This window comes from Kitasatospora gansuensis (genome assembly GCF_014203705.1).
Lineage (GTDB): Bacteria > Actinomycetota > Actinomycetes > Streptomycetales > Streptomycetaceae > Kitasatospora > Kitasatospora gansuensis.
Genome location: NZ_JACHJR010000001.1, coordinates 2,680,901 through 2,702,083, shown reverse-complemented (window position 1 = coordinate 2,702,083; position 21,183 = coordinate 2,680,901). Strand labels below are relative to the sequence as shown.

General features: G+C 71.1%; 32 protein-coding genes. 24 read left to right on the top strand and 8 right to left on the bottom strand.

Annotated elements, in window-relative coordinates:
- Nucleotides 1–4: 4 nt before the first annotated feature.
- From F4556_RS11825 to F4556_RS11740, 18 genes are all read left to right on the top strand, one after another.
- Nucleotides 5–1,009 carry a major capsid protein gene (locus tag F4556_RS11825; protein ID WP_184914093.1) on the top strand — a complete coding sequence of 335 codons (1,005 nt, stop codon included), beginning with the start codon at nt 5–7 and terminating at the stop codon, nt 1,007–1,009.
- 14 nt (nt 1,010–1,023) lie between these two features.
- A complete protein-coding gene (locus F4556_RS11820) occupies nt 1,024–1,542 on the top strand; it encodes a hypothetical protein (protein WP_184914091.1) in 519 nt (172 codons plus the stop codon).
- A 1-nt stretch (nt 1,543) separates the two neighbouring features.
- Nucleotides 1,544–2,092, top strand: coding sequence for a hypothetical protein (locus tag F4556_RS11815; RefSeq protein ID WP_184914089.1), 549 nt, complete (start codon nt 1,544–1,546; stop codon nt 2,090–2,092).
- Nucleotides 2,089–2,490, top strand: a complete 402-nt coding sequence (locus F4556_RS11810; RefSeq protein ID WP_184914088.1) for a DUF6093 family protein — start codon at nt 2,089–2,091, stop codon at nt 2,488–2,490. Before F4556_RS11815 ends, F4556_RS11810 begins: the two co-directional genes overlap by 4 nt.
- Nucleotides 2,487–2,870, top strand: coding sequence for a hypothetical protein (locus tag F4556_RS11805; protein ID WP_184914086.1), 384 nt, complete (start codon nt 2,487–2,489; stop codon nt 2,868–2,870). Before F4556_RS11810 ends, F4556_RS11805 begins: the two co-directional genes overlap by 4 nt.
- The gene (locus F4556_RS11800; RefSeq protein ID WP_313068272.1) at nt 2,867–3,277 is read left to right on the top strand and encodes a hypothetical protein; all 411 of its coding nucleotides are present in this window, start codon (nt 2,867–2,869) and stop codon (nt 3,275–3,277) included. The genes F4556_RS11805 and F4556_RS11800 overlap by 4 nt, the downstream gene beginning before the upstream one ends.
- A 13-nt stretch (nt 3,278–3,290) precedes the next feature.
- Nucleotides 3,291–3,620, top strand: coding sequence for a hypothetical protein (locus F4556_RS11795; RefSeq protein WP_184914084.1), 330 nt, complete (start codon nt 3,291–3,293; stop codon nt 3,618–3,620).
- A gap of 64 nt (nt 3,621–3,684) precedes the next feature.
- Complete coding sequence (locus tag F4556_RS11790) at nt 3,685–4,161, top strand: phage tail tube protein (RefSeq protein ID WP_184914083.1); 477 nt, start codon at nt 3,685–3,687, stop codon at nt 4,159–4,161.
- Complete coding sequence (locus tag F4556_RS11785; RefSeq protein ID WP_184914081.1) at nt 4,161–4,697, top strand: hypothetical protein; 537 nt, start codon at nt 4,161–4,163, stop codon at nt 4,695–4,697. The genes F4556_RS11790 and F4556_RS11785 overlap by 1 nt, the downstream gene beginning before the upstream one ends.
- 316 nt (nt 4,698–5,013) lie before the next feature.
- Nucleotides 5,014–8,382: a phage tail tape measure protein gene (locus tag F4556_RS11780; RefSeq protein ID WP_184914079.1), complete on the top strand. Its 3,369-nt coding sequence runs from the start codon at nt 5,014–5,016 to the stop codon at nt 8,380–8,382.
- Nucleotides 8,383–8,395: 13 nt separating this feature from the next.
- Entirely contained in the window at nt 8,396–9,268 is an 873-nt protein-coding gene (locus F4556_RS11775; RefSeq protein ID WP_184914077.1) for a phage distal tail protein, read from the top strand.
- Nucleotides 9,269–9,278: 10 nt separating this feature from the next.
- Nucleotides 9,279–10,325, top strand: a complete 1,047-nt coding sequence (locus F4556_RS11770; RefSeq protein WP_184914076.1) for a hypothetical protein — start codon at nt 9,279–9,281, stop codon at nt 10,323–10,325.
- Nucleotides 10,325–11,407: a hypothetical protein gene (locus tag F4556_RS11765; RefSeq protein ID WP_246511001.1), complete on the top strand. Its 1,083-nt coding sequence runs from the start codon at nt 10,325–10,327 to the stop codon at nt 11,405–11,407. Before F4556_RS11770 ends, F4556_RS11765 begins: the two co-directional genes overlap by 1 nt.
- Entirely contained in the window at nt 11,404–11,865 is a 462-nt protein-coding gene (locus F4556_RS11760) for a hypothetical protein (RefSeq protein WP_184914074.1), read from the top strand. The genes F4556_RS11765 and F4556_RS11760 overlap by 4 nt, the downstream gene beginning before the upstream one ends.
- A gap of 10 nt (nt 11,866–11,875) precedes the next feature.
- A complete protein-coding gene (locus F4556_RS11755; RefSeq protein ID WP_184914072.1) occupies nt 11,876–12,256 on the top strand; it encodes a hypothetical protein in 381 nt (126 codons plus the stop codon).
- A 63-nt stretch (nt 12,257–12,319) separates the two neighbouring features.
- Complete coding sequence (locus F4556_RS11750; protein WP_184914070.1) at nt 12,320–13,117, top strand: peptidoglycan recognition protein family protein; 798 nt, start codon at nt 12,320–12,322, stop codon at nt 13,115–13,117.
- Nucleotides 13,118–13,144: 27 nt separating this feature from the next.
- Complete coding sequence (locus tag F4556_RS11745; RefSeq protein ID WP_184914068.1) at nt 13,145–13,396, top strand: hypothetical protein; 252 nt, start codon at nt 13,145–13,147, stop codon at nt 13,394–13,396.
- Nucleotides 13,397–13,464: 68 nt separating this feature from the next.
- A complete protein-coding gene (locus F4556_RS11740; protein WP_246511000.1) occupies nt 13,465–13,689 on the top strand; it encodes a hypothetical protein in 225 nt (74 codons plus the stop codon).
- 60 nt (nt 13,690–13,749) lie between these two features.
- Here the strand turns inward: F4556_RS11740 and F4556_RS11735 are convergent, their stop codons facing one another.
- The 7 genes from F4556_RS11735 to F4556_RS11705 all read right to left on the bottom strand — a co-directional run bounded on the left by F4556_RS11735 (nt 13,750) and on the right by F4556_RS11705 (nt 17,852).
- Nucleotides 13,750–13,902 (bottom strand): hypothetical protein, encoded by a 153-nt coding sequence (locus F4556_RS11735; protein ID WP_184914066.1) that lies wholly within the window; start codon nt 13,900–13,902, stop codon nt 13,750–13,752.
- A 76-nt stretch (nt 13,903–13,978) separates the two neighbouring features.
- On the bottom strand, nt 13,979–14,512 hold the full coding sequence (locus F4556_RS11730; protein ID WP_246510999.1) for a UCP032817 domain-containing protein: 534 nt from the start codon (nt 14,510–14,512) through the stop codon (nt 13,979–13,981).
- 210 nt (nt 14,513–14,722) lie between these two features.
- Entirely contained in the window at nt 14,723–15,466 is a 744-nt protein-coding gene (locus F4556_RS11725) for a GntR family transcriptional regulator (RefSeq protein WP_313068270.1), read from the bottom strand.
- A 134-nt stretch (nt 15,467–15,600) separates the two neighbouring features.
- Nucleotides 15,601–16,161 (bottom strand): hypothetical protein, encoded by a 561-nt coding sequence (locus F4556_RS11720; protein ID WP_184914063.1) that lies wholly within the window; start codon nt 16,159–16,161, stop codon nt 15,601–15,603.
- Nucleotides 16,162–16,262: 101 nt separating this feature from the next.
- Nucleotides 16,263–16,574, bottom strand: coding sequence for a hypothetical protein (locus F4556_RS11715; protein WP_184914061.1), 312 nt, complete (start codon nt 16,572–16,574; stop codon nt 16,263–16,265).
- Nucleotides 16,575–16,636: 62 nt separating this feature from the next.
- Nucleotides 16,637–17,104, bottom strand: a complete 468-nt coding sequence (locus tag F4556_RS11710; RefSeq protein ID WP_184914059.1) for an NUDIX hydrolase — start codon at nt 17,102–17,104, stop codon at nt 16,637–16,639.
- Nucleotides 17,091–17,852: a helix-turn-helix domain-containing protein gene (locus tag F4556_RS11705; protein ID WP_184914057.1), complete on the bottom strand. Its 762-nt coding sequence runs from the start codon at nt 17,850–17,852 to the stop codon at nt 17,091–17,093. Before F4556_RS11705 ends, F4556_RS11710 begins: the two co-directional genes overlap by 14 nt.
- Nucleotides 17,853–17,961: 109 nt before the next feature.
- Between F4556_RS11705 and F4556_RS11700 the strand changes: the two genes are divergently transcribed.
- From F4556_RS11700 to F4556_RS11680, 5 genes are read left to right on the top strand one after another with little or no spacing between them, the layout of a single operon-like run.
- A complete protein-coding gene (locus tag F4556_RS11700; protein WP_184914056.1) occupies nt 17,962–18,189 on the top strand; it encodes a hypothetical protein in 228 nt (75 codons plus the stop codon).
- Nucleotides 18,147–18,434 carry a hypothetical protein gene (locus F4556_RS11695; protein WP_184914054.1) on the top strand — a complete coding sequence of 96 codons (288 nt, stop codon included), beginning with the start codon at nt 18,147–18,149 and terminating at the stop codon, nt 18,432–18,434. Before F4556_RS11700 ends, F4556_RS11695 begins: the two co-directional genes overlap by 43 nt.
- Before the next feature lie 29 nt (nt 18,435–18,463).
- Nucleotides 18,464–18,769, top strand: a complete 306-nt coding sequence (locus F4556_RS11690) for a DUF7848 domain-containing protein (protein ID WP_184914052.1) — start codon at nt 18,464–18,466, stop codon at nt 18,767–18,769.
- Nucleotides 18,762–18,989 carry a hypothetical protein gene (locus F4556_RS11685; protein WP_184914050.1) on the top strand — a complete coding sequence of 76 codons (228 nt, stop codon included), beginning with the start codon at nt 18,762–18,764 and terminating at the stop codon, nt 18,987–18,989. Before F4556_RS11690 ends, F4556_RS11685 begins: the two co-directional genes overlap by 8 nt.
- A complete protein-coding gene (locus F4556_RS11680) occupies nt 18,976–19,152 on the top strand; it encodes a hypothetical protein (protein ID WP_184914048.1) in 177 nt (58 codons plus the stop codon). Before F4556_RS11685 ends, F4556_RS11680 begins: the two co-directional genes overlap by 14 nt.
- A 417-nt stretch (nt 19,153–19,569) precedes the next feature.
- Here the strand turns inward: F4556_RS11680 and F4556_RS11675 are convergent, their stop codons facing one another.
- Nucleotides 19,570–20,553: a LuxR C-terminal-related transcriptional regulator gene (locus tag F4556_RS11675; protein ID WP_184914046.1), complete on the bottom strand. Its 984-nt coding sequence runs from the start codon at nt 20,551–20,553 to the stop codon at nt 19,570–19,572.
- A 128-nt stretch (nt 20,554–20,681) separates the two neighbouring features.
- Between F4556_RS11675 and F4556_RS11670 the strand changes: the two genes are divergently transcribed.
- A complete protein-coding gene (locus tag F4556_RS11670; protein ID WP_184914044.1) occupies nt 20,682–20,855 on the top strand; it encodes a hypothetical protein in 174 nt (57 codons plus the stop codon).
- Nucleotides 20,856–21,183 lie beyond the last annotated feature (328 nt).

Genomic DNA, 21,183 nt, shown 5'->3' with positions numbered 1-21,183 from the left:
GCTCATGCCCGTGACACTCGCCCAGGCGAAGCTCAACGCCACCGACGACATCGACACCCAGGTGATCGACGAGTTCCAGAAGAACTCGTTCCTCCTCGACAACATGACCTTCGACGACGTCGTCAACCAGGCCGGGTCCGGCTCGACCCTGACCTACGGCTACACCCGCCTGATCACCCAGGCCGACGCCGCGTTCCGCGCCGTGAACACCGAGTACGTCCCCGGTGAGGTCACCAAGCAGCGCTACACCACCGACCTCAAGCCGCTCGGCGGCTCCTTCCAGATCGACCGCATCCTGGACGGCGTCGCGGCCGCGGCGGAGACCACGCTGCAGCTGCAGCAGAAGATCAAGGCGACCCGGGCGAAGTTCGCCGACGCCGTGATCAACGGCGACACCGCGGTGGATACCAACGGCTTCGACGGCCTCTCCAAGATCCTGACCGGATCCAGCACTGAATACCTGCCGCTCACCAACGGCGTCGCCACCGGCTACCTCGACTGGACCACCGTCAACGACAAGGCCACCGCGCTCACGGCACTGGCCCACATCGACGCCTGGCTGGCCACAATGGACGGCGAGCCCGGCGCGATCTTCGGCAACAAAAAGACCCTGGCGCTGTTCAAGCGCCTCGCGATCTGGGCCGACCAGTACGACAAGACCCAGGACGCGTTCGGCCGTCCGGTCAACCGGTACAACAACATCCCGCTGATCGACCTCGGCGCGAAGGCCGGATCGAACACCGACGTCGTCGGCCTGGTCACCCGCGACCCCGACGCCGGCGGCGCGGGCGGCAACGTCACCAACCTCGGCGACCTGTTCGCCGTGCGCTTCGGCCTGGACGGATTCCACGGCGTCTCGGTGGCGGGCCGCCCGCTCGTCAACTGGTGGCTTCCGGACTTCACCACGTCCGGCGCGGTCAAGACCGGCGAGGTCGAACTCGGCCCGGCCGCAGTCGTGTTGAAGGCCACGAAGTCCGGCGCGGTCCTGCGCAACATCAAGTCCGCCTGAGAGGACACCTCCTGATGACACGCATCGAGACGCCCGTCGCCGGGTTCACCGGCGACGGCCCCGGCGGGCTCCACTTCGTGAACGGCGTCGCAGAGACCGACGACGACGCGATCATCGGCTACTGCCGGGGCGCCGGGTACATCGTCGGCGGCCAGCTCACCAACCCGCTCGCCGCAGTCGCCCCGCGCACCGACCCGAGGCACATCACCGTGCAGCGCATCGGGACGCCCATCCGGGACGCCGCTGTCCACCCGCACCAGGACGACCACCTGCCGCCGCACGGCGCCGGATCCGCCGACCCGCACGGCCCCGACGTCATCGCCCCCGGCCTCTTCCTCTCCCTGGTCCCCGCCCCGCAGGACAACGGGGACCAGGCCGAGCAGGCCGAACCGCAGGCACCGCGCCCGGCCGTCGCCGCGCCGGTCGCCGAGTGGCGCGCCTACGCGCTCACCGTCGCCGACAGCGACCCGGCCGTGCACGCCGAGATCGACAAGGCCACCAAGGCCGAGCTGATCCGTACCTACGGGGGCTGACATGGTGCTGGGGCCGTTCGCCACCGCCGCCGACCTGGGGGTGCGGATGAACCGGACGTTCACCGGCGCCGCCGAGACCCAGGTGAACCGCCTGCTCGCCGACGCCTCCAGCCTCATCCGCATGGCCGCCGGGTACCAGCAGATCAGCCGCGTCGACAATGACACGGTCACCCTTCGGGGACCCGGCACCACCTGCCTGACGCTGCCTCAGCGCCCGGTGCTGGACGTGACCGCGGTGGCCGGCCTGAGCGCTGGCCGGTGGGAGTGGGACGGCGGCCAGACCCTCACCCGCCTCGACGGCTGCACCTGGTCGGGGGCGGTCACCGTCACCTACTCGCACGGCCTCAACGAGACCCAGCCCGGCTACGAGGTCGCCCGGTCGGTTGCCTGCGACGCGGTCAAGCGCACCGTCCTCAACCCGGAGTTGGTGCGCTCCCACGAGGTCGACGACTTCGCCGAGACCCTGGTCGATGCCCGCGCCTCACTGCTCGCCGGTGAAGCCGACACCATCCGGCAGGCGTTCGCCGGTTCTTCGGTCGGGATCTCGTGACCACTGAGGACGCCGCCCTCGCCGCAGGCCGGGCGATGGCCGAGACCCGGATGCGCGAGACAGTTCGCCTCCTGCGGCCCGGCGCGGACGTCTACGACCCGGGCACCGGCCAGACGACCACCTCGAGCACCGAACTGCACAGCGGCCAGGCCCGCGTGAAGCCGGTCGAGGCCATCGGCGAAGCAGTCCAGGCCGGCGACCGTGAAGTGAGCCTGCGCCGGTACGAGATCGCTCTGCCCTGGGCCACCGTGCCCGCCCAGCCGGTGCAGCCCGGGGACCTGGTCGAGGTGCTCACCAGCCCGGACCCGCGCATGGCCGGCCTGGTGCTGCACGTCACCGGCACCCAGTACAGCGCCGCCGCCACCGCCTGGCGGCTAAGCGGAGAGGACCGGTCATGACCGCAGACATCTCCGAGCTGGGCATCCTCGCGGCCCGGATCGCCCGCGCCGGGGCCGAAGTCGAGCGCGAGGCGGCGGCCGTGGTTTCCAGGGGCGCGCTCAACATCAAGAACGACTGGCGGGCGAACGCGGCCCGCAGCGCCGGGCGCCACGCCCGGCTGTACCCGTCCACCATCGGCTACGACCTCCACGTTCTGCCCGGAGGCGGCGCCCGCGCGGTCATCGGGCCGGACAAGGACCTGCCGCAGGGCCCGCTCGGCAACATCCTCGAGTACGGCACCGCCCGTCAGGCCGGCCACAACGACGGCGGCCGCGCCTTGACCACGGAGGAGCCCCGGTTCCTCGCCCAGGTCGCGCGGCTCGGCGGTGAACTCCTGTGACCGCACCGGCACTTGCGGCGCTGCCGCACATCATGGCCGTCCAGGCCGCGCTCGAGGCGGCCGGGCTGACCGTCTACGTCGGCGGCGCCCCGGCCGCCATCACCTTGCCCAAGACCTACGTGGTGCTCTACCCGGACGACGGCGTCGCCTCGGCCGCCAGCCTGGCCGACGACCGGACGCGGCTGGACCTCCTGGTGCAGCTCACCTGCGTGTCCACCACGTGGGAGGGCGCCCTGGGCACCGCCGACTGGGCCCGCTCCGCGCTGTGCGGCCCGCTGACCGTCCCGGGCCGCCAGTCTTGGCGGCCGGAGGAGCTCGGCGGCCCGCCGCTGCAGAGGGACGACGACGTGACCCCGCCCCTGTACTACCTGCCGGTGCAGTACCGGTTGAGATCCGCACCCGCCTGATCGGAGACTCCTTATGCCCCAACTGACACCCCAGGCGGTGAGCCTGGCCGGCCTCACCCCGATCTTTGCCCCCGCCGTTGCCTCCACCACCGTCCCGTGTGACGACCGGGCCTGGCTGCACGTCAAGAACACCGCCGGGGCCAGCATGACCGTCACCCTCACCGCGACCGCCAAGGTCCGCGGCCAGGCCGTGGCCGACACGGTCGTCACGGTGCCCGCCACCACCGGCGACAAGATGATCGGCCCGATCAGCGCGGAGCTGTACGCCGGCGCGGTAGACGGGACCTGTGCCGTGACGTACTCCTCCACCGCGTCCGTGACCGTCGCAGCTCTGCGCATCTGACCCACCGCCAACCCCGAGGCCCTGGCTGACGCCAGGGCTTTTCCCATGCCCAAGGAGGGCACCGATGGACACGATCAGCGACGGCAGGACCCGGGCGGTGTGGTGCAGCACGATCGCCAACATCTTCGCGCCCACGGCCGCCGAGCTCACCGCCGGGATGGACCTGACGGTGCGAATCACCCCCGACGGCCTGAAGGTCGACCCGACCACTGCCTCGGTCGACACCGGCTCGCTGGCCTCGACCTACGACACCGAGGAGGTCGGCCGGGTCAAGTTCGACAACGAGCTGACCCTCAAGCGCGGCACCACCGGGCCCGAAGACCTCCCGTACGGGACGCTGGTCTACGGCGTCCACGGCTTCCTCGTGATCCGCCGGGCGATCGCCTTCGCCACGGCGTGGACGGCCGGGCAGCAGGTCGAGGTGTACCCATCGGTGTGCGGCGAGCGGATGAACAAGCCGCCGGCCGCGAACGAGGTCATGAAATACACGGTGCCGATCAAGGTCCACACGGCGCCCGCGACCAACGCCCTGGTGGCGTGATGACGACCAAGCAGCCCACCCCCGCCCTCACTGCGTTCGATCAGATCCTCGCCCGGGCCACGCCGAGGCGCACCACGGTCACCCTCTACCTGGCGGGCGACCTGGCCGGGCAGATCCAGGACCTCGAGCGCTCGCTCGCCGACGTCGGCACCTGGTCGCCGTCCTCGATGGCCGACGCCGACCCTCGCCGGGAGATCGCAGAGCAGATCGCCGACCTCCAGGGCCAACTGCGCTGCTCCGCAGCGGACTTCCGCCTCCAGGCATTGCCCGATGAGGAGTGGTCGGATCTGCTGGCCGCCCATCCGGGCCGGCATGCCGAGGAGGGGTTCAACCCGGTCACCCTGTCGCCCGCTCTGGTGGCAGCGTGCTGCGTGGACCCGGTGATGACCGAGGACGAGTACCGGGGGCTGTGCCAGGTCATCAACCACGGTCAGCGCGAGGACCTCGAGGCGGCCGCCTGGCGGGTGAACAACGACACCGCCGTCCCTTTCTCGCTGGCCGCCTCCGCTCTTCTGGGCACCACCGCCGAGAGGTAGAGGCGGCGCGCGCCTGGGGAGTTCCCCGCAGCATCTTCCTCGGCCGGGCGATGCCCGGCCCGGGCGAGGCGCTGTGGACGGCCGAGGACCGCGCCTGGGCCCTGGCCCTCCTCGAGGTCGAGGCGCAGGCCTGCTCGGGCTGCGGCCATCCCCTGGCCGAGACGCTCGACCCCGAGCTCGAGGACCGCTGGGCGGCCGAGGCACTGCGGTGCCACGCCTGCGCGACAGCGGCCCGGCACGTGGACCGCTGGCAGAACGCCGGCGGAGACAGCCGAGGCGCCCAGGTGCGCGTGAGCCGACGAAAGGGGTAACCCTAATGACGGAGCGCGTGGTCACCGTAGGCCTGAACCTGCAGACCACCGGCTACAGCCGGGGCGCGCAGAGCGCGGTGCGCGACAGTCAGCGCATCGGTCTGAGCGCTCAGCAGGCCGCCGCCCTGTCGCAGTCGGCGTTCGGCGAGGCGGCAGCGAGCGCTACCGCCTCGGCGCGCACCACCTCGGCGGCCGCCCAGCGCGCAGCCACCGCGACCCGCACCGTGGCCGAGGCCGCAGGCCAGGTCCCGCCCGCGTTCCGGGCGGCGGGAGCGGCCGGCGGCCGGGCCCTGGCGGAGGTTACCGGCGCTGCCACTCGCTCTTCGCTGGCCATCACCCAGACCACCACCGCGATCACCGAAGCCACCGTCACTGCGGCGACCGGCACGGCCCGCCTCTCGCTGGCCTCACGCCTGGCGCTGGCCGAGGTCACCACCGCAGCGGCGGCCGCGCAAGCTGCGACCGTCACCAGCGCTGCAGCGCAGGCCACCGCCATCACGCGCGCGCAGAGCGCCGTCACCGCCTGGTCGGCCGGCGCGCGCGCCCAGGCCGCAGCCGTCGCCACCGCGATGACGGCCTCTGCCACCACCTCGGCCGCCGCCTGGCGCACGGTCCGCATGTCCGGGGTCGCGCTGCTCGCGGTGTTCGCCGCTGCGGTGGTGGCGGCCGCGCGGTTCGAGCAGGCCATGTCGGTGGTCGGTGCTGCCAGCGGTGCCACGGGCAAGGATCTCGACGCCCTGCGCCAGGCCGCGTTGGACGCAGGGAAGGCGACAGTTTTCAGCGCCGGCGAGGCCGCGACCGCCGAGGCGGAGCTCGCCCGCGCGGGTATCTCGGTCGCCGACATTACCGGCGGCGCCCTGCGGGCCTCCCTCGACCTCGCCTCCGCCGGTCAGCTTGGCCTCGCCGAGTCCGCGGTCCTGACCGCGCAGGCGATGAATGCCTTCCAGCTCAAGGGCAAGGACACGCGCAGGATCGCCGACGTCATCGCGGCTGCGGCCGGCAAGAGCGCAACGAACGTGCACGATCTCGGATTTGCCTTCCGGATGTCGGCGCTGGTGGCTCAGCAGACCGGCCTGTCTCTGGAGGACACCGCCGGAGTCTTGGCCCTTTTCGCGCAGAACGCCTTGGTCGGCTCGGATGCGGGCACGTCCCTGAAGACGATGCTGCAGCGGCTGACCCCGCAGTCGGACGAAGCCCTCGGCATGATGCAGAAGTTGGGCTTCAGCGCCTATGACTCGGCCGGGCAGTTCGTCGGTCTGAACGAGCTCGCCAAGCGCCTGGCCAGCTCCTTCGGGAACCTCACCCCCGAAGCCAGGAACGCGGCTTTCGGTGTGATTTTCGGTTCGGATGCCGTGCGAGCGGCCTCCATTTTGTACCGCGCGGGCGAGCAGGGAGTCCGCAACTGGACGGATGCGGTGCGCGACCAGGGGTTCGCGTCCCGGGTCGCCCAGCAGCAGACCGACAATCTCGTTGGGGACCTGGAGCGGCTGCGCGGCTCGCTGGAGACCGCGCTGATCGAGTCTGGCAGCGGCGCGACCGCTGCCCTGCGCGAGATCGCCCAGTGGATCACCCACCTGATCGAGGCGTACAGCAACCTCTCGCCCGAGATGCAGTCCTCCGTCACCCTGACGATGGGTCTGGTCGGCGCTCTCACCCTCGCGGCGGGCGCGTTCGTCCTGGTCCTCCCGCGCGTGGTCGCGTTCCGCACCGCGGTGACCGAACTGGCCGTCACCATGCCGCGGTTGTCGGCGGCCGCCTCCGCGACGACCTCGTTCATGTTCGGGCCCTGGGGCGCCGCTCTCACCGCCGGCATCACCGTGCTGACCCTGTTCGCCGGGGCAGCCGACGACACCAAGGAGGAGGTGAAGGCCCTCACCGAGGCGGTCAAGGCGGACTCAGGCGCAGTGGGGGAGAACACCCGCAAGTGGGTGTCCCATGAGTTGGAGACCAAGGGCGTCCTGCGAGCGGCAGACGACCTGCACCTGTCCACCGCCGACCTGACCGAGGCGATCCTCGGCAGCGGCGAAGCGCTGGAGCGGGTCAACACGCAGCTCGCGGACACGCGGGAGTCGGCCGCGGAGCTCGGGGCCGCGCAGGTGGACACCTCCGCCGCCGGCTACGAATGGGTCCAGAGCCTGCTCAAGGTCGATGACTCCCTCACGAGCATGACCGGCCAGGTGAACGGCGCTCAGGCCGCAGCCAAGCGCGAGGCGGAGGCCTCCGGGCAGGCCGCGGCCGGCACTGCCAAGCTCGGCACTGAGGCGGTGAAGACCGCCGCCGACCTGGAGAAGCAGAAGAGCGCGGCGGAGAAGTTGAGCGACGCCCTCGACGTCCTCAACGGCCGCAACATCTCCTCCGCCAAGGCAGCGATCAGCTTCCAGGGGTCGCTCGCGGACCTGAGCGACAAGGTCAGGGACAACGGGACGGGGCTGGACATCACCACCGCCAAGGGGCGCGACGTGAAGGACGCGTTCCTCGGCGCGGCCTCGGCGGCGCTCGCTCACGCCGAGGCCGTCTCCAAGCAGCAGGACAGCGTGGAGGCCGGGCAGGTCGTCCTGGCCCGCGACATCGAGATGCTCAAGGCCACCATGCGGCAGGCCGGATTCACCTCGCTCCAGATCGAGTCGCTGACCAAGGCCTACACCCAGCTCCCGGCCACCGCCCAGACGACGGTGACCGACCCCGGTGCTCTGCAGGTCATCGCCGATCTCGAGCGGGTCCGGCAGACGGTCGAGGGGGTCCCGCCCGGCAAGAGCGTCACGATGAAGGCGGTGACCGCCGAGGCGGAGCAGGGTCTGCTCGCGCTCGGCTACAAGGTCGAGCACATGAAGGACGGGCAGGTCCGGGTGACCGTGCCGACCAGCGACGCCTTCAACTCGGCCACGGCGATCCAGGGTTACATCGACCAGATCCGCGACCGGTCGGTCACCATTCGGGTGCACACCGACTACTACACGACCGGGGTGGGGCCGTACGGCGGGAAGCCGCTGCCCATGCCGCAGGCGAACGGCGGGATCCTCGGCATGGCCGACGGTGGCATCACCGCCGCCGCGAACGGCCTCTACACCCGCCAGGCCGCCATCGCGAACCGGCCGATCCTGTGGGCAGAGGCCGGGCCCGAGGCGTACATCCCGCTATCCGCCTCGAAGCGGGCCCGTTCGACTGCCCTGCTCGGCGAGGTCGCCGGCCGCTTCGGACTGCAACTCGTGCCCACCGCGCGGGAGCTGACGCCGATGCGGCAGATCGCCACCACCCCGGCCGCCTCGGGCCAGGCCGCCGCCGGGCGGATCACCACCATCACGCTGAACGGTGCCCACCAGGGCCTGCAGGAGCAGATGGCCGACCTGGTGCGGCACATGGAGTTCGTGACCTGAGAGGAGGAGGCGCGTGGCCGGATACACGCCGGGTCAGGTCCTGGCCGGCAAGCAAGTCGCCCTCGGCGGCCTGCTGCTGGGCGCGGTGGACGCGGCCGGCATCGCCTGGACCATCGACCCCGACGGGCTGCAGGGCTGGGACAGCCCCGACGTGCGGACCCGGTACACCGAGCGGGAGGCCGACCACGGCGCCTGGGCAGGGCCGGTCTACCTGCAGGCCAGAGTGCTGACACTGACCGGGAAGATCATCGCGCCGGACCTGGCGTCGCTCGACCTGGCGACCGATCAGCTCAGCGCCGCGGCCGCCCTCACCGACACGGTGCTCACCGTCGTGGAGGCCGTGCCTCGGCAGGTCACTGTGCGGCGCTCGGGGAGGCTGCTGCTTCGGCCGGACACCGACCGGATCGCCTCGTACTCCGTGCTGCTGACCGCCGCCGACCCGCGCCGCTACAGCACCACCCTGCAGTCCCAGTCCACCGCGCTGCCGTCGGTGACCGGCGGGCTCACCCTGCCGGTCACTCTGCCGCTGACGATCACGGCGACCACCGTGTCCGGCACGATCACCCTGACCAACGCCGGCACCGTCGCCACCCGGCCCCAACTCACCCTCACCGGGCCGGTCACCACCCCCACCATCACGGTGCAGTACCCGGACGGCACCGTGCGCGCTCTCCTCTACGGAGACTCGCTGGGCGCCGGTGACGTCCTGGTCATCGACACCGACCAGCACTCCGCCGTCCTCAACGGCGCTGTCTCGCGGCGCATGTACCTGTCGGGCCAGTGGCCGGAGATCCCGCCCGGTACCTCGGTGGCGATCAGCTGGTCCGCCTCCTCCTACGACCCGTCCGCCCGCCTGACCGGCACCTGCCGGTCCGCCTGGCTGTAAGGAGACCCCGTTGCCCTCCGACCCGCTGTGGCTGCCGTCCATCAGCTACGACGAGACCGAGCTCCGCCGGATGGACTCCGCCCTCGTGATGGCGGACGGCACCGCGCTCGGCTCCCGCCCCGGCACCCGGCCCGGCGACCCAGGCCTGGCGGTCAGCCTCGCCGGGACCACCGTCAACGTCACCGGCGGCGCCGCGACCCTGCACCGCAGCGGACAGGGTGTCTACCGCGCCCAGCTGGCCGCCTCCAGCCCCGGCGCCCTGGCCGCCGCCAACGGCACCTACACCCGCATCGACCTGGTCTACCTGCGGGTGTGGGACACAGCCGTCGACTCCTCCGGCCTGCGCAGGGCCGACACCGTCCTGCTCACCGGCACGCCGTCCGCCAGCCCGGCCGCGCCGGTCCCCGGGGCCACCGAGATCTACATCCCGCTCGCCACCATCACCGTCCCCAACACCGCCGGTGGCGGCACCGGTTCGGCGACCGTGTCAGCCACCGTCCGGCAGGTGACCGTCGCCCCCGGCGGGATCCTGCCGGTCTCCTCCGCCGCCGACATCGCCATCTCGGGTGTCCACGTCGGACAGGCCCGCTACAACAGCGTCCGAGGCGTGCCCGAGTACTGGAACGGCACCGCCTGGCGAGCGCAGGGCGACTACACCGCCTACACGCCGGCCTGGACGGCCAGCACCACCAACCCGGTTCTGAACAACGGGACTCTGGCCGCGCGGTGGGCCCGTATCGGCGGACAGATCAACTGCCGCGGCACCCTCCAGCTCGGCAGCCTCAGTAACGGCGGCACGGGCACGTGGTTCCTCAGCCTGCCGGTGGCCGCGGCCTCCGTCGGCATCTACGAGATCGGCAGCTGCGACTACACCGTCCTCGCCTCGAACAACTTCCTCGGCGCCGTCGAGATCGACCCCGGCGGCGTCCTGATGGTGTTCCCGGTCAAGACCGGCTCCACCGCCTCCAGCACCGCCAACGTCTCCAACACCCTCCCGGTCGGCGCCAGTTCCGCGACCCGCCTGTCCTGGAACATCACCTACGAACCCGTTTCCTGATGGCACCGGTCGAACTGGCGTGGTACGGCTGCGACTTGCGGACCGGGCGGATCGCGGAGGAGCTGCGGTCCCTGCGCCCGCAGCAGGTGCTGTCGCGGCGGATGGGCGCCCCGACGTCCACGTCGTTCAGCCTCGCACTCGACGGGGCACCCGCCGGGTGGGAGGCGGCGACAGACCAGGGCCGCACCATGCTGGTCGCGGTCGACACGGCGACCGGCCTCCCCCTCTGGGGCGGGCTCACCCTGCGCCGCGAGGGCGGCAGCAGCCCCACGCTGGACCTCACCGCCGCAACCGCCGAGGCGTACCTGGACCGCCGCTACCCCGGCGACTACACCGCCACCGCCACCGATATGACGACGGTCATGGCCGACCTGGCGACCGCGGTGCTCACGTCCGGGCCACCGTTAGTGCTCGACACCGCCGCCAGCGGCACGGTGATCGACTACACCATGGCCGACTCCGCCGACCGCACCGTCTCCTCCGGCCTGCAGGAGGTCGCCGCGATGGCCGGCGCCCCCGAGTGGACCATCGACGTCGCCTGGGCGGACGCCGCGCAGACCCGCTTCCAGCTGATCCTGCGCATCCGCCCAACCCTCGGGGTGGTGACCGACCGACCCGCCGCGATCTTCGACATGCCGGGCTGTCTCTCCTCGTACGTGGTCAGCGAGTCGTACGAGCGCGGCAAGGGCGCCACCCGGACCATCGCCCGCGGCGCACAGGCCGACGGCACCCGGGCCACCAGCGCGGTACACACCGCCGCCGAGGCGATCGCCGCGGGCTGGCCGCTCTGGGAGGACCGGTTCACACCGGCGGCCGGCATCACCGACACCGGCCAGCTGGACCGCCACGCCGCCCAGGCACTCGCCCTGTCCGCAACGGGCGCCCGGGCGTGGGCACTTCAGGCGACAGCATCCCGGGCGCCACGGCTCGGCTCAGAGTGGGGGCTCGGCGACAGCATCGGCATCCAGATCGCCTCCTCTCCCCGGCACCCGGCCGGGACCGCGGTCACCGCCCGCGCCTACGCCTGGGCCCTCGACACCACGGCGGACAGCCTCGTGCCCACCCTCCTGGAGGACGAATGACCCGACGCCTGGACCAACTGCCACGCGAGCCCGCCGACTTGGCGCGCGACCTCGCCACCCTGCAGCGGCAGGTCGCCGAGCTCCGCGCCCAGAGAGTCGACCTCTCCGCCGCAGACGCGCTCCTGCCGCCGCTGGACGCCGACCCAGCCCGGTGGCCACAGACCACCGCCGCCGGGTACACCGCCATCGCCACCAGCAGCAATGTCCTATGGGGCACGGCAGTTCGCCTCGCCTTGACCACCACCGTGTCCGTCGGCGGCACCACCGGCACCGTCCGCGTGATGGTCAACGGAACCCAGTGGGGCCCGGCCGTCGCGGCCGGCACCACCTTCGACTACACCGGCCCGCTGCCCGGCGTCGCCATCGGCGACCAGTACCAGCTCAGCGTCGAAGCACAGCGCACCGGCGGCGCCGGAGCCGTCGCCGCCCAGACCCGACTCATCCGCAGCATCCCCTGAGGAGACCACCATGCGCCTCGTCAACACCCTCGGCAGCCTGGATCCGGTGGCGTTCACCGCAGCCCTGGATGCCTATGCGCGCGAACAGTTCCGTACCGGCCTCGCCGGCCAGGCCAGCACACCCCAGTGGGGCCAGGACGTGGCGTACGGCGAACTGTGGCTGATGGCCGTAGCCCGGCCGACCGCCGCCTCCACCGAGTGGGTCGTCTACGCGATCACCTCCCAGGAGGACATCCCCGGCTGGCCGGCCCGCACCGGCGAGTACACCGGCGGGATCCGCACCGCCACCGACATCGCCCAGCCGTTGGCCACCGCCGGGCACCAGGTCATCCTGCGCCATTACACGGACTTCAGCGTGGACCTCACCGCAGCCGACGTCACCCTCGCCTGAGTCCCACCCACCCCTGCCCCCGTGCCGCCTTGGCCGGGGGCTTTCCCATGTCCAAGGAGAGTCATGCAGTTCGTCAGCCGCGCCGATCGGGGCGCCCCGCAGCCGAAGGCGCCGTTCACCAGGATCGACGTCACCCGCGGCGTGAAGATCCATTACGAGGGCACCGCCGTCCCGGCCGACCTCGCCGGGCCGGACCAGCATCACCGGTGCGCCGGACGGGTCAACGCGATCGAGGCCAGCCACATGGCTGACCGGAACGAGGGCTGGATCTCGATCGCGTACACCGCCGTGGTGTGCCCGCACTCGGTCGTCTTCGAGGGCCGCGGCGCCCACGTCAAGAACGGTGCGAACGGCGGCAGTTCACTCAACGCAGCCCACTACGCGGTCTGCGCAATGGTCGGCGACTCCGGCCTGACCGAGCCCACCGAGGCGATGCTGCACGGCCTGCGCGACGCGGTCGAGTGGCTCCAGCGCGACGGCGGCGCGGGCCCGGAGATCAAGGGCCACCGGGACGGCTACGCCACCAGCTGCCCCGGCGGCCCGCTCTACGCCTGGGTCCAGGCGGGTGCCCCGCGGCCGGGCAGCACCGCGCCGGCCCCGGCGCCCACGCCGACTCCGCCACCGTCCGGCCCGGACTGGCCTGGGGTGTACCTGCGCGCCACCACCCACCACGAGGCCGCCCGGATCTGGCAGCAGCGGATGCGCGACCGCGGCTGGCAGATCGACGTGGACGGCTGGTTCGGCCCGGCCTCGGCCGAGGTGGCCCGCCGCTTCCAGGCCGAGAAGAGCCTCCAGCCGGTCGACGGAATCGTCGGCCCGGTCACCTGGGCCGCTGCCTGGACCGCCCCCGTCACCAACTGACCGACCATCACCTGATCGGAGATCACCATGACCGACGCCACGCGCCGGACCATCCGCACCACCGTCCAGACCGTGCTCGGCCTGCTCGCGGCGATCCCGCTGCTGGTCAACGCCGGCGACCTTCCGGCAACTCTGCCCGGCCTGGCCACCGCAGTCACGGTCGCCACGGTCGTAACCCGGGTCATGGCCAACCCGGCGGTCAACCGGCGGCTGCCAGCCTGGCTCCGGGCCGCTGCCGATCCGGACGCCGCCGCGTACCGGCGGGCGACGAACGAGTGACGGCCCAGGCTGGCGACGCTGGCATCTCGGTAGCGCTGGAGCTCGCGGAGCTCCGGAGGAGTGTGGACGTGGGTTTCGCCCGAACCGATGGCCAGTTGAACCTACTCCTCCAGCGTGCTGACCAGACGGACGCGAAGGTGGCCGAGCTGGACAAGCGGACGGCTGACGAGATCGCGTTACTGCGGAAGGAAGTCGACACCCTCAAGGGCGCCCGCTGGCCGTTGCCGACGCTGGGTGCTGTGGTGAGTCTGGCGGCGCTGGGGGTTGCTGCGTACGGCACGCTCGGCCGCTGAACGAACACCGCCCCCTGCCCGGCTTCGGCCGGTGCAGGGGGCGGTGTTTGCGGTTGGCTTTCAGTCGGCCAGGGGCTCCATGATGAACCCCCGCACCGGTGCCACGGGTTCACCGTCGGGCCGGGCCATCGGGCTGATCGGTGTCATGTCGGGGTCTATCGGCATCCGGTAGTCGGCTACCAGCTCGGCGTACTTCGGGTTGATCCACTCCATGAGGACACCTCCTGTCGATGGCAGCAGGGTACGCGCCCCGCCTCTGGCGTGCGCGGAGGCGGGGGCGCTTGGCGGGTTACTTACTGGGCTTGTGGCACGGCTTTTCGCCCGGCTTGGTGGGCTTGATGGTCGAGCAGTTCGGTGCGTGCTGACAGTTGGCGGCGACGCTCACCAGGGAGTTGTCGTCCGGGGCCCGCCACAGGTCGGCGTCGACCTCGAATCCGACACCCTGGATGGCCCGCTGGGTGTTCTCCAGGATGTCCGGGTCGAAGTGATCCGGGTCGAAGCCGGGGGCGTGGTGGACGAACTGGCCGAACCGCTCGCACAGGTCGGCGTACAGCGTGGTGTGCATGATCAGGGCGTGCCATCCCTCGTCCACGATGCGGCTGGGCGCCATGGCGAGTTCGGGCCGGAGGGCTCCCGTGACGACGAAGCGGATGCCCTCGACGGCGATCCTCTTGGCCATGTCGGTGGTCATGCTGGGGTTGTTGTCCAGGATGGTGTTCACCACGCTGGCGAACTGGCTGTCCGTCAGCAGCAGGTCCGGGTTTCGGAGCGCGGCGGTGTCGGGTGCCATGGGCCCTGGCGGGCGCTGGGGTGCGGTGGTCATACTGGGTTCTCCTCACAACGTGCGGAACCCGTGCGCCTGTTGGCGCCTGGGGCCGTGCTGTGTTGCGGAACCCGTCCCGGTCGTACGGCTCGCCAGCAGGTCGGCCGGGGCGGGGAGGAACCCCTCAACTCCCGGGGTTCTGTAAAGAACTATCCGGCGAGTTCTATACAGAAGTCAACGGTTGGGTGACTGTCCGTCAGGCACCTTGAGTCACGCCGGGAACTCCCACTCCATCAGGTACCGGGAGCCGTCAGCCGTCATCTCGGTGACCTCCACCGGCACCCCGCCCTCGGCCCACCCGTACCGCACGACCAGCATCACCGGAGTGCCCGCGCCGAGCTCCAGCGCGGCAGCCTCCCCGGGGAGCGGCATCCGGGTGCGTGCCTGCTCGCGGTAGTGCACCGCCGCGAACCCCAACTCCGCCAACCTCGCGGGCGCCCCGCCCGGGCCGGTGTCCTCCCGGGTGATCGCCGACCCCGCCACGATCGACGCCGGGTGGTACGAGGCCGCCAGCATCACCGGCTCGCCCTCCACCAGGTACCGCCGGTCCCGCACCCACACCGGATCCCCGATCGCGATGCCAAGCGCGCCGGCCAGGCGCTCCGGGCACGGTTGCTCCTGGACCGTCAGCCGGTCCACCTCCAGTGGCCGGCCGTCCAGGTCGACCTCCCACACCGATCGGCCCTCGCCCCAGACGGACCGGTCGAGGCGGCGCGAGCCGCGGCGCAGGATCGGACGGAAGCCCCGCACTCGGGTGCCGGAGCCGCGCCGGGCCTCGGTCAGGCCCTCGGCTACCAGCGCACCGAGCGCCTTCCGTGCGGTGCCCTGGGCCACTCCGTACTCAGCCATCAGCGCGTTCTCGCTCGGCACCGGGTCGCCTGCTTGGAGCTCGCCGCCGAGGATGCGCTGCCGCAGGTCGTCGGCGATCTGACGGTGCAACGGCTCCTCGGGCACGGTTCCTCCAGCTCGGGCGATCTCCCTGGGAGGAACCATACGGCCGACCCGCACCGCCGGTCAGCCTGGTCGCCGCGCTCGGCCGCTGAACGCCACCGCCCCGCCCCTCCTACGGAAGGGACGGGGAGGATTCGTCATGCCTGAGACTGGCTCTCGTCGGGCTCGGGCCGAATCGCCTGGAGGTACTTGGCGGTGTCGACCTGCCAGGCCTGGAGGTCGGCGGGGCTGACGGGTGCGGCCTCGATGGGGGTGTCGCGCCGGCGACGTCGTGCCTCCCCACTCTCCTGGATCACGTGCGGTTCGGGCCGGGGCATGACGGGAGCGGGCGCCAGGGCCTTCGGGCGGGGCCGCTTCGGGAAGAGGTGTCCGGCGTCCGCGTTCGAGTACTTGGCGAGGAGTTCGGCCGCACCTTCGGGCAGGGGGAGGATGCGGTCCGGCCGTGTGGTCGGCGCGATGCCCTTCTTGGTCAGGGTGGTGATCTCGCTGGTGCGGAGGCTGCTGGCCGCTGCCGCGTCGAGGATGCGGTCGGTGGTGGTGCGGGCGACGCGGGTGATCTGGTGGATCGTCATCTTGTCGACCCCGGCCGCGGTGGCGGCGGTGATGAGGGGGTCGCGGTCGGCTTCGATCTGGTCCCGGCGCTGGGCCCATGTGCGGAGGGCTTGCTCTGCCTGCTGGCGTGCTGTCGCATCCGTCATGTAGTGCACGCTACACGTAGCGCGTGCTACATGGAAGCGTTTCGCCAAATGCTGCCGCCCCGCCCTCCCGAAGGAGAGCGGGGCGGCTTCCTCGTGTCGGGCTACACCGCGACGGGCTCGGCGGCCGCCTCGAGGAGCGCCGCCTGGACCGCCCAGCGGCGGGCTGGGTCTCCAGCCACCTCGGCCACCCGCGCGCGCACCGCTGCGGCAGCATCGCTGCGGGCCTGCCGGAGCTGGGCGAGCTGGTCGTTCGCGCGTCCGGGGTCGTCCGGGGTGGTGGGGAGGGGCGGCCGGCCGTGTTCGGCTTCGTGCTGCTCGATCTCGGCGATCCGCTGGTGGACTGCCTGGTCGGTCTCGGCCCACTGGCGGTGCAGGTCGATCAGGTCTGCGGGGATCTCGATGGTGTCGCTCACGTGCGCGATCGTAGGCCCGGCCACCGACAGCCCGACGGACCGGCGCGCAGGGCTGAGTTAGGTCAGCGGACTACTGGGCCACCAGCGAAGCGCCAGTCTGTGATCCGCTTACGGATGCTCGGCACCATGGGCAACGCCTCGGTCTCCTCCGGGGTGAACCACGCCACCTCGAACGACTCGTCCGACACCCGTAGTTCGCCGCCGAGCGGGCGCCCGAGCAGGCAGATCGAGAACTCCTGGCGGACCTCGCCGTCGTCGTAGGCGAAGACGTGGCCGGGATTGGTGTAGGTGCCGACGATCCCGACGATCTCTACCTCGATGCCGGTCTCTTCCAGAGTCTCCCGGACCCCGCAGTCCGCGATGGACTCACCGAAGTCCATCTTCCCGCCGGGCAGTGCCCACTGGCCGTTGTCGGTTCGGCGCTGGAGCAGGACCCGGCCGTCCTCGCGGGCGACGACGACGCTGGCGGCCGGCACCAGGCTGTTGGCCTGGGGAGCGTTCGGGTCGTCCTCGTAGTCACGCCTGGGCATGCTGCACCTCCGGGATCGTCCACACGTCGCGCCCCTTGGCCCACAGGTCTTCAACGTGACCCGCGAAGCGGTCGAACACTCCGTCAGCCTGGGCCCGCCGCAGGTGCATCATCGGGGCATCGTGGCCGATCCTACCGGGCAGCAGCGGCGTGACGATCATGTCTTGATCGAACCGGAAGACGGAAAGGGAGACGTGGCCGGTCTCGTAGCGGGCCTCGATGGTGGTGTCCTTGAGCTTGGCGAGCTCGGACAGGGTGACCTCAATCCGGGTGGACAGCGTGAGCGGGACATCCTCCTCCAACTCCCGCTGCCGCGTGACTGGGCTGGCCGGGTCACCGAGCACGAATCGGACCCGACATCCGGCCGCAGCCTTCTTTCGCAGCAGGTCGCCGAGGTTCGCGTGCTCCAGCCATAGGAAGTAGTTGGTGTAGCCCGCGAACGTCACCTCTGTCTTGGCCTGGCGGAGGAGCTGGCGCCATAGCGTCGCCGGGGCAGCCGAGCGGTACGGGTAGAGCTGGACCATCTCCCTGTCCGCTCCGGACTTCACGAGCTGCTGCACGGCGGGCCAGATCACGCTCTCCTCCTCGCCGAGGGCCCGGCTGACCGCAGCGCGGTGCCGGGGGTGGGGCAGGCGCGCGGGGTTGGAGAGCCACCGGCTGACCGTCTTCGGGTCGACTCCGCAGGCGCGCGCCAGCTGCGACTCGCTCATGTTGGCACGGACCATCGCCTGTTGCAGAGCGTCGTTCACGCGGGCACCTCCTGGAGCTGCAAGGACGAGTCAAGGTGTACCAGCAGAGCGTCCCAAACGTCCCGGAAACGCGGTGTGTTCGTCCCAAGCGGCGACCGACCATCAAGGGGTGACGACCCATCAGGCACAACCCGCCTCCGCCGTGGTGGCCTTCCGCCCCCTCGTCGGCGCCGAGCGGGCCGTCGAAATCACCGACGAGCAGCTCCACGGCCGCCGCTGCATTGGCTGCGGCACCGACCACCACCTGGTCGACGCGGGCCACGTCTTCACTCCGACCGGGGAGGCACCCCTCGGGTGGCCGGTCCGGTCCTGCGCGCGCTGCATGGCGACCGGCTGATGGCCGCCGTTTCGCTCCCGAACTACCGAGTCGACGGTGAGTTCGTGCTGCCCGGTGTCGCCTTCACCGTCGACTGCCGCCGGGACGGCCAGTACATATCCGTCGAGTGCCAGGCCGGGGCCCACCACGGCTGTCCGGGCGGCATCCGCGAGACAGCCGGCGCCCCGGCCGTGGTCTGCGACTGCCCGGTCAGCACCTGTCCATGCTGCCGCCCGCTGCGGCTCCACCTGGTCCCCTCCAGCTGACGACCCGCCACCCAGACGAGAGACGAGCCATGGGCCTCACCCGCCGGTACCGGCACATGAACTGGACCGCCACCCCCGACCTCGAGCCGGACGCCCCGCCCACCCTGCACATCTTCCAGTGCAACGGCGAGAACGAGCAGGGCGTCCTCTGCGGCCAGCAGTCCGCCGCCGGCGAGGACTTCGAGGCCGCCCGCGGCTGGTCGTTCCAGCACCTCCAGGCGAACCCGGACCACCGCAGCTACAGCCATGTCCTGTCCCGGCCGTGGCGGATGATCCCCGAGATCGAGCCCGACCCGGAGCCGATCGTCCCACTGTCGGGGCCGGCCCGTGGCTGACCGGTACGAGCCGCGTCCGCTGCCCCGGCTGGGGCGCGCTCTGCAGATGTGGGGCGCCTGGGACCACCGGCACCGCGACTGGGTCCGCCGAATCGGGACCGGCGCCGGGACCGGCGAGCCCGAGCCGTTCACCTCCGAAATCCGGGTCGAGCTCTGGGCCGCCCAGCAGACCGACACCACACCCACCACCAAGAAGAGGAGCACCCGTGTCCACACCTGAGCCCGATGACCTGTGGGAGCCCGACCCGCTGCTGGACTTCGCCGCCAGTCTCGGCGCTGCCGCGAACGCCGCGACGGATCCGACCGCCAGCCCGGCGGAGCGCCAGGCCGCAGCGGACGCCCTCAACTCCATTCCCTCGACGCCCCGGAAGCCGCCCCAGTGAGCGGGGTCGTCCCCGGCGGGGAGGCCCGGGGCTGGCACGAGCCCCGGCGCGGCACCCGCGGCCCGACCCGCGCGCACTCGCGCCTGACAGTCCGGCACCCATGCGAGCCGCAGAACGACGAACAGGAGGACCAGGCGGACCTCGATCAATGTGATTCGTGGAGCGAGCCCGGTCCCGACAGAGCTCCCGATGATCTAGCAGGGCCCAACCTCACAGTCAGGAACACTGAGTGATGGACCGTCATTTGCCCGATCCGTGGACAGACGCCCAGGATGCGGCAGAGGGCCTGCGGGCAGCGCTGGACGCAATTGGCATCACGCTGCCCGCGCTCGGGGTGGACGTTCCGGGCGTCCTGGCTGGGTATCCCCTGGTGAGCCTGGGCGCTGCGCCAGCCGCCACGGTCAGGCGACTGACAGCTCAGCTTCGGGCGGCGCCCTGAGCTGCCTGCCACTCCTTCCAGCAGCAAGCCAGCTCGAAGGCGCTCTTAACGCCGAAATGATCTTTAAGTTCTGACACTGCGACAGCCAGGGTGCGCAGAGAGATTCCAACCTGGTGAGCAAGCTTCTCCCGGCTGGTGCCCGCCTCGAGGCCGCGAAGGATCGCAGCCTGCCGGGTTGTCAGCGCAAGGGGCGCCTTCCCGGGATCGTTCCATGGGGTGGATTGTTCCCAGTCGCGCTCAAACTGCCTGGCCAAGAATGCTGCGATGCCCGGGTCGTTGACGACGTAGGCAACTGCATCGGTGCTATCTACCAGAATGTGATCACCGGGGATCACGGCGATCCGACGGTCGATGATGAACATCCGCTCGAAGTGTGCGTCGAGCGTTCGGATGTCGGCGCCGGCAGCTGTCATGGTCGACACCCAGAGGTCCATCCCCGCGCCAGTCCGCGCCTGCTCGTGGTAGATGGTGCGCATGGCCACGCCCCGCCGGAGAGCGGCAAGGTCCCGGGTGGACGCTTCCTGGATCGCCTCGGGCCTGCGCTGGGCGCCAGGTTGGCAGCACAGAATTTCAGTGCTGCACCCGCTCAAGATCTGGCCCATGCGCCACCCGATGGCCTCCGAGCCGCGGTGCTGCTCGATGAGCCCAGCAGCATCGGCCGCCCTGCTGTCGAACGTGGCTCGCAGTGGCTTGAAGGCGTCTGAGATTGAGGCGGCCTGCTCCAGCATCAGGGCGGAGATCGAGAAGAAGTTGGCCTCCAGGCGAGCGCCGGCGTACTGAGGGTCGACCAGGACGTAGCCCTGCATGGGGTCGTCTCGCAGCAGTCCGAGGTCGTGCAGTTGGCGTGCGGCGGCCTGCTCCTCCGGAGTGGGCTGCCCCCCCTCGGCGGCCAGGCGCGTGTAGAGGGCCTGGGCATCGTCGGAGATGACGATCTCGGGCGGAACGGTGCGCGGGTTCTCCATCGATCCTCCTGGCTGCACTTTTTTGCTGCTGCACATAAATGCACCACTGCAGCTCTTGCCTGCGCAAGGACTTTGCGAGATCGTTGTGAACGAACTTGATGAACCGTCAACAAGTGAAGGGAGGGGCGATGAGAAAGATCGCTTCACTGGCTCTGGCCGCCGTTGCAGCCGTGCTGATTGGGCTCACCGCAAGCTCGGCGTATGCCGATGAGGTTGAGCCGACGCCGGACCCGCCGAAGGTCACGTCGCCTTCGCCGACGGCGACCGTCTTCAGCCTCAACGACACCCACTGGGGCGGATGAGCCCAGGCACCTGGGACCGCCGCGCTTCAACGTGCGGTAGCCCCAGCTGTTGGCCGATTGGCCTCCCAAGAACCCCGGCCGCAGTGCCCGCTGTAATCGGGCACTGCGGCCGGGAGCCGAGGGGGTGCAGGATGCGTGTGCTCTGGGAGGTGCGCCGCATCCTATCGCCCTCGATGGTGCCCCGGACCCGTCGTTCGACGGGTCCGGGGCCATTTTCATGTCAGGAACTCTGGGGAGCGTGTGGGGAGAATCCAGGCCCGGGGGAGCCTCTGGAGAGGACCACTCTGAGGAAGGGTGAGGATCGGTGAGGAATGACGAGGAAGCCATA

Bases quoted from the DNA above. Each gene is read 5' to 3' on its own strand.
- F4556_RS11825 (WP_184914093.1), top strand. From the start codon at position 5: ATGCCCGTGACACTCGCCCAGGCGAAGCTCAACGCCACCGACGACATC.
- F4556_RS11820 (WP_184914091.1), top strand. From the start codon at position 1,024: ATGACACGCATCGAGACGCCCGTCGCCGGGTTCACCGGCGACGGCCCC.
- F4556_RS11815 (WP_184914089.1), top strand. From the start codon at position 1,544: ATGGTGCTGGGGCCGTTCGCCACCGCCGCCGACCTGGGGGTGCGGATG.
- F4556_RS11805 (WP_184914086.1), top strand. From the start codon at position 2,487: ATGACCGCAGACATCTCCGAGCTGGGCATCCTCGCGGCCCGGATCGCC.
- F4556_RS11795 (WP_184914084.1), top strand. From the start codon at position 3,291: ATGCCCCAACTGACACCCCAGGCGGTGAGCCTGGCCGGCCTCACCCCG.
- F4556_RS11790 (WP_184914083.1), top strand. From the start codon at position 3,685: ATGGACACGATCAGCGACGGCAGGACCCGGGCGGTGTGGTGCAGCACG.
- F4556_RS11785 (WP_184914081.1), top strand. From the start codon at position 4,161: ATGACGACCAAGCAGCCCACCCCCGCCCTCACTGCGTTCGATCAGATC.
- F4556_RS11780 (WP_184914079.1), top strand. From the start codon at position 5,014: ATGACGGAGCGCGTGGTCACCGTAGGCCTGAACCTGCAGACCACCGGC.
- F4556_RS11765 (WP_246511001.1), top strand. From the start codon at position 10,325: ATGGCACCGGTCGAACTGGCGTGGTACGGCTGCGACTTGCGGACCGGG.
- F4556_RS11760 (WP_184914074.1), top strand. From the start codon at position 11,404: ATGACCCGACGCCTGGACCAACTGCCACGCGAGCCCGCCGACTTGGCG.
- F4556_RS11755 (WP_184914072.1), top strand. From the start codon at position 11,876: ATGCGCCTCGTCAACACCCTCGGCAGCCTGGATCCGGTGGCGTTCACC.
- F4556_RS11750 (WP_184914070.1), top strand. From the start codon at position 12,320: ATGCAGTTCGTCAGCCGCGCCGATCGGGGCGCCCCGCAGCCGAAGGCG.
- F4556_RS11745 (WP_184914068.1), top strand. From the start codon at position 13,145: ATGACCGACGCCACGCGCCGGACCATCCGCACCACCGTCCAGACCGTG.
- F4556_RS11735 (WP_184914066.1), bottom strand. From the start codon at position 13,902: ATGGAGTGGATCAACCCGAAGTACGCCGAGCTGGTAGCCGACTACCGG.
- F4556_RS11730 (WP_246510999.1), bottom strand. From the start codon at position 14,512: ATGACCACCGCACCCCAGCGCCCGCCAGGGCCCATGGCACCCGACACC.
- F4556_RS11720 (WP_184914063.1), bottom strand. From the start codon at position 16,161: ATGACGGATGCGACAGCACGCCAGCAGGCAGAGCAAGCCCTCCGCACA.
- F4556_RS11710 (WP_184914059.1), bottom strand. From the start codon at position 17,104: ATGCCCAGGCGTGACTACGAGGACGACCCGAACGCTCCCCAGGCCAAC.
- F4556_RS11690 (WP_184914052.1), top strand. From the start codon at position 18,464: ATGGGCCTCACCCGCCGGTACCGGCACATGAACTGGACCGCCACCCCC.
- F4556_RS11675 (WP_184914046.1), bottom strand. From the start codon at position 20,553: ATGGAGAACCCGCGCACCGTTCCGCCCGAGATCGTCATCTCCGACGAT.
- F4556_RS11670 (WP_184914044.1), top strand. From the start codon at position 20,682: ATGAGAAAGATCGCTTCACTGGCTCTGGCCGCCGTTGCAGCCGTGCTG.